Origin of the sequence: Labedaea rhizosphaerae (genome assembly GCF_004362825.1) — a bacterium.
In the GTDB taxonomy this organism is placed as follows: Bacteria; Actinomycetota; Actinomycetes; order Mycobacteriales; family Pseudonocardiaceae; genus Labedaea; species Labedaea rhizosphaerae.
The window spans coordinates 471,075-484,533 of sequence record NZ_SNXZ01000005.1; the positions used below are offsets into that span (position 1 = coordinate 471,075).

The 13,459-nt window shown below is 72.9% G+C and carries 4 protein-coding genes; all 4 read right to left on the reverse strand.

What is annotated here, in order from left to right; genetic code table 11:
- Nucleotides 1-6: 6 nt before the first annotated feature.
- The 4 genes from EV186_RS28810 to EV186_RS28825 are packed head-to-tail and all read right to left on the reverse strand — an operon-like array spanning nt 7 to nt 13,359.
- Entirely contained in the window at nt 7-5,313 is a 5,307-nt protein-coding gene (locus tag EV186_RS28810; RefSeq protein WP_133852578.1) for a type I polyketide synthase, read from the reverse strand.
- Nucleotides 5,310-8,747, reverse strand: coding sequence for an amino acid adenylation domain-containing protein (locus tag EV186_RS28815; protein WP_243754336.1), 3,438 nt, complete (start codon nt 8,745-8,747; stop codon nt 5,310-5,312). The genes EV186_RS28810 and EV186_RS28815 overlap by 4 nt, the downstream gene beginning before the upstream one ends.
- Nucleotides 8,744-11,026 carry a lantibiotic dehydratase gene (locus tag EV186_RS28820; RefSeq protein ID WP_208115827.1) on the reverse strand — a complete coding sequence of 761 codons (2,283 nt, stop codon included), beginning with the start codon at nt 11,024-11,026 and terminating at the stop codon, nt 8,744-8,746. The genes EV186_RS28815 and EV186_RS28820 overlap by 4 nt, the downstream gene beginning before the upstream one ends.
- Nucleotides 11,023-13,359, reverse strand: a complete 2,337-nt coding sequence (locus tag EV186_RS28825; RefSeq protein WP_133852579.1) for a lantibiotic dehydratase — start codon at nt 13,357-13,359, stop codon at nt 11,023-11,025. Before EV186_RS28825 ends, EV186_RS28820 begins: the two co-directional genes overlap by 4 nt.
- Nucleotides 13,360-13,459 lie beyond the last annotated feature (100 nt).

Sequence of the window (13,459 nt, forward strand, 5' to 3'; positions counted from 1 at the left end):
GTCCCCCTACTGCTTGCGTGCCAGGCGCTTGATGGTCTGGGCGGGGGCGGGGGTGGCCTCCTGCGTGGCTCGCAGTTGTTCCACCCGCGCCGCCATCCGGGCCACCGTGGCGCCCTCGAACAAGGTCTGCATCGGCAGCTTGACGCCCAGGACGCTGCGCACCTGCGCGATCAGCTGCACCGCGACCAGCGAGTTGCCGCCCAGTTCGAAGAAGTCGTCGTCCGCGCCGACCTGGCCGGCGCCGAGCACCTCCTGCCACAGCGCGGCGAGCTTGGTCTCCAGCTCGCCCGACGGCGGCACGTAGTCGCTGCCCGCGATCCGTTGCGGCCGCTCGGCAACGTCGTCCTCAGTGGACTCGAGTGACTCCGTTGTCAGGTTCTCGGTGCGGGCGAACACCTCCGCCAGCGGCCGGACGGACACCACCACCTGCGGTCCGGCGTCGCTGCCGAGAATGCGCCGCAGCGCCTCGACGCCGTCGGCCGGCCGGATGCCGACCTCGTCGATCTTGCCGGTCTTGGGGTCGGCCGGTGCGTCGTGCACGGTCGTGCTCATGGCACCGATGTCGACCCGTCGCAACACGAAGTCGGTGACCGACAACACCTTCCGACCCTCGTCGTCCACAACGGACAGGTCGGCGGTGACGATTTCCGCGCCGGGCTGACGATCCCGGTACCGCAGGTGGCTCCACGCGGTCGCCGGGATCGGCCCGCGCACGGTGACCTTGCCGTAGGCCAGTGGCAGGAAGGCGCCCTCCCCCGGCGTGCCGAACGACGTCGCCATGTCCAGCAACGCCGGGTGCAGGACCCACTCGGTCAGCTCGGCGGCGACCTGCTCGGGCGCCGCCAGTCCAGCCAGCTCCTCGGTGGCGCCGACGTACAGCTCGCCGAGGCTGCGCCACCGGTCGCCGAAGCCGAGCAGGGCGGGGCCCTGGGCACCCGGGGTGATGGCGCTGTCCATCATGCTGCCCCGCACGTCCCGGCGCTCGCAGCGCGCGCGGATCGCCTCGATGTCCACTGTGGACTCGGTGACGGTCACCCGCGACGCGGTACCGCGCACGTGCGTGCGCACCGGTCCGCCCGCGGTGCTGGTGATGGTGAACTCCTCACCCGCGAGGTCCACCCGCAGCCTGGCCGTGGTGCCCTCGGGCACGGCGAGCGGCTCGACGAACGCCACATCGCGCAGTTCGACCGCCCCGGAGCCGGGCATCAGCTGTTCGGCCGCGGCCCGCGCCAGGTCCAGGTAGGCGGCGCCGGGCAGGACCGGCACCCCGGAGATCCGGTGCTCGGCGAGCACCCAGTGCGTCTCGGGGGCGAGGACGCCCTCGCACCAGGTCTCGTGGGCCGTCTTCAGCACGGGGTGGGTCATCGGCACCCCGCCGTGGCCGCCGAGGATGGCGGGCGCGCTCGACTCCGCGGCCATGCCGACCTCGAGCCAGCCGCCCCAGTTGACCGACACGACGCGACCCCAGGTGTCCGCCGCACGCGCGGTGGCGTCGAGGAACGCGTTGGCCGCGCAGTAATCCACCTGGCCGAAGCCGCCCGACAGCGCGGTGACCGACGAGCACAGCACCACGAAGTCCAGGTCGATATCGCCGAACGCCGCGCGCAGCGCGACGGTCCCGGCGAGTTTCGGCGCGAGCACCCGCAGCGCCGCGTCCTTGTCCTTGACCTCGGCCATGCCGCCGCCGGGCAGCCCGGCCGCGTGCACGATCCCGTCGACGCGACCGAACCGCGCCAAGGCTTGGTCCCGCACCGAACGCATGGCGTCCGCATCGGTCACATCCGCGGCGACGACCAGCACCTCGGCACCGGCCTGCTCGGCGCGGCGGATGGCGGCGATCGCCCGGCCGGCACGATCCGGGCCGACCTGCACGTCCCACTCCTCGCGCGGCGGGAGTCCCGAACGGGACACCAGAACCAGCTTGGCGCGGTGCTGGGCGCCCAGGTGCTCGGCGAGGGTGATCCCGATGCCGCCGAGACCGCCGGTGATCACGTAGACGCCCTCGTCGCGGAAGGCACGAATGGTGTCGGCAGGTGGCAGCGAGACGGATTCGGTGTCCGGCACCCAGCGACGACCGCCGCGCAACGCGACCACCAGTTCGTCCGGGTCACGCCGGACCTCGGCGGCCACCCCGCGGGCGCCGGCCGGGTCGACGTCGATGTGCCGCACCGACAACGCCGGGACCTCCAGCGGCACCACCTTGACGATGCCGGCCACGGTCGCGTGCTCGGGGTACACCAGGTCGTGCCCGGTGACGTCCTGCGCGCCGCAGGTCAGCACGTCCAGGTGCACCGGGTCCTCGACCCCGGTCGCGGCCAGCGCCTTGACCAGCTCGAGCAGGTCGAAGAAGCCGTTGTCCTGCGCCGCAAGCACATCGCCGTCACCAGTGAGCGCCCGAGCGTGCACGATGCGGCTCGGCCGGTCGGCCAGCAGCGCCGGGTAGTCACGCCGGTCGCCGGCCTCGACCACCTCGGCACCGGCGTCGCGCAACGCGGCGACGAGGTCAGGTGCCTCGCCCAGCACCAGGAACCGCTCAGGCGTCGAGGCCGGGGCGGACGCCACCGACTGGCGCCAGGTCGGCACCGAGAACCACTCGTCCAGCGGCAACGCGCCGGTCCGGACCGGCGCCGCGACCGCAGCGGCGGCCGCGTCGACCGGTGCCGGGTCGATCCAGTAGTACTTGCGCTCGTAGGGGTACGTCGGCAGCGAGACCCGGCGGCCCGACGCACCACACGAGTCGTCGGACAGGTCGACGCCGACCGTCCACAAGCGACCAGCCGCGCCGTAGAGCAGGTCCAGCGGACGGGCCTTCTCCCCCGGCGGGGGCAGGCTCGGCAGCGGCGGGAGCGCGTCCTTGTCGCCCTTCGGCAACTGCATCCGGACCAGCCCGGCCAGCTGCTTGCCCGGTCCGCACTCCACGAACGCCCAGGAACCCTTGGCGAGCACCGTCGCGACGCACTGTCCGAATCGGACCGTCTCACGCACCTGGCGGGCCCAGTACCGCGGGTCGGTGGCCTGCTCGCCGGTGATCCACGTGCCGGTCACGTTGGACAGGAACGGCATCGAGGGCGCCCGCAACGGCACAGCGGCCACGGCGGCGGCGAACTCGTCGAGCACCGGGTCCATGGTCGGCGAGTGGAACGCGTGCGAGGTCTTGAGCCGCTTGGAGCTCGTGCCGTTATCCGACAACGCTTGCGCGAACGCGTCCACCAGCTCGGTGGCCCCGGCGACCACGCACGTGCCGGGACCGTTGACCGTGGCGATGGACAAGCCCTCGGGCAGCAGCGCGGCGATCTCCGACTCGTCCGCGCGCACGGCCAGCATGGCGCCCGCCGGCATGGCCTGCATGAGCCTGCCCCTGGTCACCACCAGCCGGGCCGCGTCGGCGAGGGTGAACACGCCGGCCAGCGTCGCCGCGACCAGCTCGCCGATCGAGTGGCCGATCATCGCGCCGGGCCGCACGCCCCACGACAGCCACAGCTGGGCCAGCCCGTACTCGATGGCGAACAACGCAGGCTGCGTGATGTCCGTGCCCCGCAACGGTTCCTCGGCGCTCGCGTCCAGCAGGGCCGACCGCACGGTCGCTCCCGTCTCGCCGAAGGCGTCAACGCACTCGTCGACGGCGGTCCGGAACACCGGCTCGTGCTCGTACAACTCGGCGGCCATGCCCGGGTACTGCGAACCCTGGCCGGAGAACAGGAACGCGACGCTCGGCGGCTGCGCACCAGCGATCCCGGCCTGGCGGCGCTTGCGGTCGCGCAAGGCCAGCACCGCGTCGGCCGGGTCGCCCGCCACCACCACCGCGCGGTGTGGGTGCTTGGCGCGACCGACCCGCAACGTGTGCGCCACGTCGGCGAGGTCGAGTTCCGGGTGCTCACCGAGGTGGGTGGCGAGCTGGTCGAGCATCGCGCTCAGCGCGGCCTGGCTGCGCGCGGACAACCGCAGCAGGGCGGCCGGGCGCCGATCGGTGCGCCGTAGGTCGAGGGCCGGTGCTTCCTCCAGCAGGATGTGCGCGTTGGTCCCGCCCATGCCGAACGAGCTCACGCCCGCCCGCCGCGGCGTGCCGTTCGCGTCCCATTTGGACAGCGTCGCGTTGACGTAGAACGGCGTGCTGGGCAGGTCGAGCTGCGGGTTGGGCTTCTCGAAGTGCAGGGTCGGCGGGATCAGGCCGTGCCGCATGGCCAGCACCGTCTTGATCACGCCCGCCACCCCGGCGCCTTGGGAGAGGTGCCCGATGTTGGACTTCACCGAACCCAGGGCGCACCAACCGGTTTCGTCGGTGCCGGAGTGGAACGCGTTGGTCAGCGCGGCCACCTCGATCGGGTCGCCGAGCGCGGTCGCGGTGCCGTGCGCCTCGACGTAGGAGATCGTGCGCGGGTCGATGTCGGCCATGCCCAGGGCCTGCGCGATCACCTCGGCCTGGCCGTCGACGCTCGGCGCGGTGAATCCGACCTTGGTGGACCCGTCGTTGTTGATGGCGTCACCGAGGATGACCGCGCGGATGTCGTCGCCGTCCTCGATCGCCTCGGACAGGCGCTTGACCAGCAGCACACCGCCGCCGCTGCCCCACAGCGTGCCGGTGGCGTCGGCGTCGAAGGGGCGGCAGTGCCCGTCGGCGGCGAGCACGCCGCCCTCGGCGGGCAGGTACCCGGCACCCAGCGGCAGCTCGATGCACACGCCGCCGGCCAAAGCCATGTCGCACTCGCCGTTGCGCAGTGACTCGCACGCCAGGTGCAACGCCACCAACGACGTCGAGCACGCGGTCAGCACGGTGAAGCTCGGGCCACGCAGGTTCAGCTTGTAGGAGGTGAACGTGGCGAGGAAGTCGGAACTGCTGCCCAGTGACACCGAGAGCGCACCCGAGGACGCCATGATCTTCGGGTTGTTGCGCAAGTGGCGCCAGCGGTAGTCCTCGTTGCCCATGCCGCCGTAGACGCCGATCTGGCCGTCGTAGCGGGCGGGGTCGTAGCCGCCGTCCTCCAGCGCGGTGTGCGCGAGTTCGAGGAAGAGCCGCTGCTGCGGGTCGGAGAGCTGCGCCTCGCGCGAGGTCATGCCGAAGAACGCGGCGTCGAAGTACTCCACGTCGTCCAGCACGGGCGCGGCAGGCACGAAGTTCTCGTCGTCCACCAGGTGTTCGGGCACGCCCGCGGCGAGTTGTTCCTCGCGGCTGAACCGGCGCACCGACTCCACGCCGTCGGCCAGGTTGCGCCAGAACTGCCGCACGTCGCGGGCACCGGGCACCCGCGCCGCCATGCCGATGATCGCGATGGGCTCGACGGGGTCCAGATCCGGAGTGGTTTCCGTGCTGGTCATGATCGACCCTCCTGCCGCCGGGGCTGTCGGGCGGTGCGGCGTTGTGCGCGTTCCCGCCGGGCGGCGCCGCGTTGCGCCGCCTTGGTCAAAGCCGAGCTCGTGCCGTCACGACCGTCGAGGAACTCGGCGAGCGCGCGGACGGTCGGGAAGCGGAACAGGTCCACCACCCGGGGTTTGCCGGGCAGCTGCTCGGCGACGGACACCAGGTCCATCGACGTGCCGCCCATGTCGAAGAAGTTCTGCGTGACGCCGACCGAGGGCTTGCCCAGCACGCCCGCCCACGCCGCGGCGACCGTGCGTTCGGTGTCGGTGGCCGGTGGGACGACGTGGACCGGCAGTTCGGACAGCGGCACGGGTTGCGCCTCGACCAGGCCGTCGCGCAGCAGGTCCAGGTTCGGCGGTGTGAAGGTGCCCAGCGCGGCGCCCGGCCGGGCGACCGCCTCGTCGAGCAGGTGGACCAAGGCTTCGAGCAACGCTTCCACCCGCGACGCCGTGTAGAGATCCGGGTTGTAGACGAGCTCGAAGCGCATCCGGCCGTCACGCTCGACCAGGTACGTGGTCAGGTCGAACGGCGATCCGGGCAGCCCGGCCGGCACCATCTCCGCTTCGATGCCCGGAAGTTCCACAGTGGACTGGGCGAAGTTGAACACGTTGAACAGCACCTGGACCAGGGCGCCACGCGACGGGTCGCGCGGCAGCGACAAGGCGTCGACCACGCGCTCGAGCGGGGCGTCCGGGTGGGCCAGGGCGTCGAACAGCTCGTCGCGGCACGCGGCCACCTGCTCGGCGAACGTGCGCGGGTCGGCGCTGACCAGCCGCAACGGCACGATGTCAACAAAGAAGCCGATCAGGTCGGCGAACGCCGCGTGCCTGCGGTCGGCCACGGGTGCGCCGATCACCACCTCGTCGCGCCCGGCCACCCGGCGCAACAGGTCGCCGAACGCGGCGAGCACCACAGTGGACGGTGTGGCGCCGAGTTCGGCGGCCAGCGACCGGATGCCGGCATCGGTCGCGGCGCTGAGTTCGGTGCCGGCGAACGCGCCGGCGTAGCTCTGCTCGGCCGGGCGCGGGTGGTCGCGCGGCAGGTCCAGCACCGTCGGCGCGCCGTCGAGGTGGGTGGTCCACCAGGACAGGTCGTCCTTGCCGCGCCGGGATTCCCGTTCGTCGCGCCAGGCCACGTAGTCGGCGAACGCGGCGGGCAACGGTCCGAGGGTGTCGCCGGCGTAGGCGGCGGCGAGGTCCTGGTAGAGGATCCGCTCGGACCAGCCGTCGAACACCGCGTGGTGCGCGGTCAGCGCGAGCACGTGGTCGTCCTCGGCCAGGCGCAGCAGGCGCGCCCGCAACAAGTTGCCGGTGGCGAGGTCGAAGCGGCCGATCGCCTCGGTGTGCAACCGGTCCGCCAACGCTCCGGGCTCGATGTCCTCGACCGGCAGCGGCAGGTCCGCGGGCGGGTCGACCACGGCGTAGGGGCGGCCACCGTCGTGCGGGACCCGCCAGCGCAGGACGTCGTGGCGGGCCACCACCTGCGTGAGCGCACGCGACAACGCCCCGACGTCGAGCGGGCCACGCAACCGCTGGGCCAGCGCGATGTTGTAGGCGGCGGCATCCGGCGCGAGCTGGTCGAGGAACCAGAGCCGGCGCTGCGCGGCGGACAACGCGGGCGGGTGGCCGGTCTCGATGTCGGCGCCGGTCACCTCGTCGGCCATGGCCACCCGCTCGGCGAAGGCGCCGAGCGTGCGGGCGGCGAACACGTCCTCGACCGCGATGTCACGGCGCAGCCGGAATCGGACGGCGGCAACCAGCCGCATGGCGGCCAGCGAGTGTCCACCGTGGACGAAGAAGTCGTCTTCGGCCGACCGCGCAGGCACCCCGAGCACCTCCGACCACAGCGCCGCGAGGTCGCCGGGCACGCCTTCGAGGTCGACGACTCCGTCGTCCTGGGCCAGGCCGGCCACCAGCGCGGCGACGTCCACCTTGTCGGAGCTGTTGAGCGGCAACGCGTCCAGCCGCTCGATGCGCGACGGCACCATCACCGCCGGCAGCCGCTCGCCCAGGTAGTCGCGGAGGTCGTCCGGCGCGGTCGCGGGGGTGACGAACGCGGCGAGGCTCACCTCGTCGCGCACGGGGACGGCGGCGACCACCGCGTGCGTCACGCCGGGGTGGCCACGCAGGACGGACTCGATCTCGCCGAGCTCGACCCGCTGGCCACGCACCTTGACCTGCCGGTCCACCCGGCCGTGGAAGCGCAGCTGCCCGTCCTCGCCCCAGCTGACCAGGTCGCCGGAGCGGTAGAGACGCGCCCCCGGCTCGTCGCCGAACGGGTCAGGCACGAACACCCCGGCGGTCAGACCGGGTGCGCCGAGGTAGCCGCGGGTCACGCCGGGACCACCGATCAGCAGCTCGCCGGGCACACCTCGCGGTACCAGGGCGAAGTTCTCGTCCACCACGTACACGCGGTGGTTCAGCATCGGCTGCCCGATGGGGATCGGGGTCGACCACTGCCCCGTCGCGGGGAACCCGGTCACCGCGACGGTGGTCTCGGTGGGGCCGTAGCCGTTCATCAACCTGCGGCCGTCGGCGGTCCAGCGGCCCACCTGCTCCGGGCCGGGGGCCTCAGCGCCGGTGACGATCTTGCGGACCAGCGGGAGGTCGTCGGGCGAGAGCAACGGCAGCAGCGCGGGCGGAACCTCGGCCCACGTCACCTCGTGCTCGACCATGAAGCGGCGAAGGCGTTCCGGGTCGGCGCGGTCGGACTCGGCGGCCAGCTGGATCGACGCGCCGACCATCAGGCCGACAAGTAGTTCCAACACCGATACATCGAACGCGATCGAGGTGATGGCCAGGGCGTTGTCCCCGCGCTCGATGCGACCGCGCTCGTGGATGCTGGTCATGAACGCCGCGACGTTCGCGTGCGAGACGACCACGCCCTTGGGCCTGCCGGTCGAGCCCGAGGTGTAGATGACGTAGGCGGCGTTGCCCGGCAGCGCGGGGCACGGGCGGACTTCGGCCACCTCGTCGGGCACCGGTATGCCGTCCGCGAAGACAGCGTTGCCGACCACGCACTTCACACCCGCGTCGGCGGCGGTGTCGATCAGGCGTTGCTCGGGCAGGTCCGGGTCGAGCGGCACGTAGGCGGCGCCCGAGAGCAACGTGCCGAGCAGGGCCACGAGCAGCCCGGGGTGCCGGCCCACGCACACCCCGACCCGGTCCTCCGGCTCGATCCCTTGCTCGCGCAACGTCAAGGCGAGCCGCGCGGCCCTGCCGAGCAGTTCCCGGTAGGTGAGCGTGGTGTCCCACTGCCGCACCGCGACGACGTCGGGGTGCTCGGCGGCGTTGCGGGCGATCAGGTCCGCCACGGTGGTGACCGGGACTCCCGGCCGGTCGGCGACCATCCACGCCGAGGGCACGGCCTCGGGCATCGGCTCCCCCTTCATGACGCCGGCTCCGGATCGCGGACCTGCAGGCGCAGTTCCGAGAAGTACTTGCGGCCCTCGGCGTCGGGCACCCACGCCTGGTCCGGCGTCGGCAGCATCTCGGTGACGGTCAGCAGCACGTCCGGGCCGGCAGCGCGGACCATGGCGCAGAACGACGACACGTAGCGCGGGGCGGTGAAGTCGACGTAGACCGGCTTGGTCTCGGTGGCGATCTTGACGAACACCCGCTCCGGCAGGCCGAGCCGGGCCCGCCAGCGCCGCGCCGCCAGGAACCGGTCGGCGTACTCGCGCGCCTCGGCAAGACCGCTCTCGGCCACCGTGCACCGCCAGGTCTCCCGCGAGACCACCAGGCGGTCGATGGTGATGCGGGGTGTGTGCGGGGCGGCGGCCACCAGCTTGAACGCGTCGACAGCGTGCATGGCCACCAGTTCGCCGAACAGCTCGATCAGCGGCCACGTCCGCCCGTCCGGCGCCGCCGCGACGAGCTCTCCGTCCACATCGGACACCGTTAGAGCGGTCACGGGCATCAGCCGGGACGCCACCGCACCGGGCGCGTCGGTGAAGACCAGTTGGATATCGCTGTCGTCGTCCAGGTAGCGGGCGAGCCGGCCGGTCAGACGCGGGAAGTCCGGCGGGTACAACAGCAGCGAGCGGTCCGGGCCGAGGTCTTCCCGCGAAGCTTTGCGCAACCGCGCCGGGTCCTCGTGCGCCAGCACGAAGAACGCGCAGTTGAACGTCGACCACGCCGCGTGCAGCTCGCCCAGCACCACGGAGAACTCGCCGCGGTTGAGCGCGTCCACGCTCGGCGCGCACAGGGTCAGGTCGGGGCTGTGCAGCCGGGCGCCGGACCAGCCCGGGCGCGCGGCCGGGAACTGCTCGGCGACCGCATCGGCCAGCGCGGCGCTGGTGAACGAGACCGCCGCGGCCGACGGGTCGGCGTCGAACACCGCGGCCCAGCGGCGGACGAACTCGGCGGTCACCGCGTCGGCGGGCCGCTCGACGCTGCCGAAGAGCGGGCCCTGCGCCAGGTACCACAGTGGACCGGCCGGGATCGTGGCCGTGCCCAGCTCGGCGGCCAGGTCGTCGTAGAGCTCGCGCAACGCGGCGGTGTAGGCGTCGGCGATGGCGGCGGAGAGCCAGCGCACCGAGCGCAGCAGCAGTTCCATCGGCGCGGCAAGGGCTTCGAGCACCGGAGCGCCGAGCACGACGTCGAGGTCGCGCACGGTGTCCTCGTAGCAGAGCGACCGGCCCGCGTACATCTCCCCGTCGCGATGGCGGGCAGGCACCGACGCGGCTTCGACGAATGTGGAGTCCAAAGTGGACAAGGCGGCGGCGAGCCGGTCCGGGTCGCCCGCGGCGGCGGCCACCGCGTCGCGCGCGGCCCGCAGCGGCTCGAACTCCCCCTCGGCTCCGATCTCGCGGAGCACGCCGACCAGCACGTCCTCAGCGTCCGGGCTGAGCGGCAGGTCGATGCCCCAGGTGATCAGCTCGCGCTCGGCCAGCTGGCCGAGCAACACGAACGCGTCGGCCGCCTTGTGCAGGCCGAGTTCGGCGGCCACGGCGGCGGCGGACCGCCCGTCGCACAAGGCGAGCGCGGCGGCCTCCGTCGCCGTGACGGTCAGCGGCGGCTGCGCCGGGCGCAGGACCTGGTGGCCGTCCAGAAGCAGTGGCGCCTTCAGCCGCACTGGGAGTTTCGGCTTCAGCGAAGGGTTCTCGCCGAGCCGGGTCGCGAAGGCCGCCAGCGCCCACCGCTCGAACCAGACCCGGCGGTCGCGCACCAGCCCGGCCCCCGGCTTCACCTGCGCGGCCGGTCCGTCCGGGTCGAGCGCGACCCAGGCGACCGGGCCGAAGAAGCCGACGCTCTCGTTCTTGGCGCAGTACCGCTGCCAGTACCGCGCGACCAGCTCCTCGCGGATGCGTTGGCGGTAGCGCGACTTCTTGTTCTGCCGCGCGGCATCCGGGGCGGGACCGGCCTTGCGCAGACCGTCCAATGCGGTCAGCGCCGCCGGGTTCTGCCAGGTGACGGCCTCGCGGAAGAGCGGGTCACCGGCCAGGTCGTGGGCGGTGCGGGTGGCCGAGGCAGCCGCCTCGGCGAACGCGGCGTCGAAGTCGTCGCGGCCCGAACGCCCGTCGAGGAACGCGTCGGCCGCCCGCGCCGCCGACGGCGCCGCGAACCGGTCCAGCCCGTCGACGGGGAACCCGGTGGTGCGCAGGAGCGCGTCCCGCCACGCGTGCCAGGACGTGCCCGGCAGCGCCACGAGGTGATCGGGCACCGTCATCGGCCAGGCCCCACCGAGTCGACGGCATCGACAGCATCGACGATGTGCAGGCGCAGCTCGGAAGTGTGCCGCTTGCCGTCGTGCCCGGTGAGCCACGCCTGGTCGGGCGTCGGCAGCATCTCGCTGATCGTCACGCCCGCGTCGGGACCGGCCGAACGCAGCATGTTGCACAGCACGCGGGCGTAGACGGGGCTGGTGAAGTCGATGTAGCACGGCTTGATCTCCGTGCTCACCCGGATGAACACGCGCTCGGGCAGCCCGAGCCGGTGCGCCCACGCGCGGGCGGCCAGGTAGCGCTCGCGCTCGCCGGTGACCGCGGCGAGGCCGGTCTCGGCCACCGTGCACCGCCACGACCGGCGCAGCAGCACGAGGTCGTCGACCATCACCCGCGGCGTGTGGCCGTGGGTGCCGGTGAGCTTCCACGTGTCGAACGCGTGGATGCCGAGGAAGTCCGAGACGAGGTCGAGCAGCGGCCGGTCGCGGTGCCCGGGCACCCGCACGACCAGCTCTCCGTCCACTTTGGACACCGTGATGGCGGTGACCGGGACCAGGCGGTCGGGGTCGGCGCCGGGCGCGGCGGTGAAGCCGAGGTCGATGTCGTCCTCGCCGTACATCCAGTCCGCGTTGCGCGCGCACTGCCGCGGCCACTCCTCGGGCACCAGCGGGTGCACGCGGCCCTCGGGCACGTCCGCGCGCATCGCGGCGGCCAGCGCGGCCTCGTCCTCGACGCCCACCCGGAAGAAGTCGGTGTCCAGCGCGGGCATGCCGATGTGCAGTTCGCCGAGCACCACGGAGAACTCGCCGCGGGCCAGCGCTTCCTCGCTGGGCGCGCACAGGTGCACGTCCGGCGAGTGCAGCCGGGCCATCGGCCAGCCGGGGCGCGGCGCCGGGAACTCCTTGTCCACCAACGCGTTCAGCTCGGCGGTGGTGATCCGCAGGCACTCGGTGCCGTCGGGCAGGTCGTTGACGCCGAGCAGCCGCGTCCAGCGCAGGCCGAACTCCTTGACCACTTCGTTGGCCGGCAGGTCCTCGCCGAACAGCGAGGTCTGGGCCACGAACAGCAACTGGTCGAACGGCACGTCGTTCGAGCCGAGCTCGGCGGCCAGGTCCTGGTGCAGCCGTTCGAGCGTGGCGCGGTAGACGGCGGCCAGCTCGCTGGTCAGCCAGCGCGTCGAGCGCAGCAGCGGCTCCAGCGGGGCGAGCGCGGCGAGCACCGGCCCGCCGAAGGTGTAGGTGGCGTCGCGCGCGGTGTCGAGGTGGACCACGGTGCGCCCGGCGTAGGTCTGGCCGTCGCGGTGGTGCGCGGCGCGGCCGGTGACGTCGACGAACTCGGCGTTGAGCTGCTCCATGGCTTTCGCGACCGCCTCGGGCCCGTCGGCGGCGGCCAGCGCGTCGCGCGCGCCCACCACCCGGTCGACCGCGGCCCGCGCCCGCTCCCCTGCCGCGCCTTCGATCCGCCGCACCTGCGTGCGCAGCGCGTCCTCGGCCGAGAGGTTCATCGGCAGCACGAACTCCCAGCGCAGCACGCCCTGCTCGACGAACCGGTCGAGCATCGGGTACACGTCGTCGGCTTTGCGGAACCCCGAATCCGGCTGGGCCGCGAGTTCGGCGGCGAGCTCGGCCGCCACCCGGCGACCGTCGCAGCGACCGAGCACGGCGGCCTCGGCGCCGGACAGCTCGCGGGGCGGGCGGCCCGGCGCGAGCAGGGTGCGGCCGCGCACGGTGAGATGGGGTTGCAACGTGACCGGCAGCCACGGCTTGACTTCACCATCCGTACCGTCCGCCGCGATGGCGGCGGCGAGCGCGACCAGCGCCCACCACTCGAAGAAGACCTTGCGCTTGCGGGTCAGCGACGGTCCGTGCCCGCCGGTCATGGCCGGTGCGTCGGCGTCGACGCTCACCCAGCACATCGGGCCGAAGAAGCCGATGCTGTCGTTCTTGGCCGCGTAGCGCTGCGCGTACTTGGCGACGAGCTCCTCGCGTCGGCGCCGGTTGGCGTTGCGCGGTGCGTCCGGCCCGTCGCGCAGGATGGCCAGCGGCGCGCTCAGCGCGCCCAGGTTCTGCCACGCCATGGCTTCGCGGAAGCGGGGGTCGGCGACGACGTCGTAAACGGCGCGCCCGAGGTCGGCGGCCGCGGCGTCGAAGGCCGCGTCGAAACCCGCCCGGTCGCTCGCGCCGTCGAGATGGGCGTCGGCGGCCGCGGCCAGGTCCGGCGCGGCGAACCGCTCGACCACGTCGGCCCCGAAGCCTGCCGAGCGCAGCAACGCGGCCCGCCAGACCAGCCACGGGGTCCCCGGAATCGGCGTCGCGTGACCGCGTCCAGTCGTCGACAAATGTCTCAACCCCCGTATTGCTCCAGCGTCGGCACTGTTTTTGGGCAGGCGTCAGCGCAAATGCGCCCGATATGGCTGCGCATCTCGGACAACATCATCC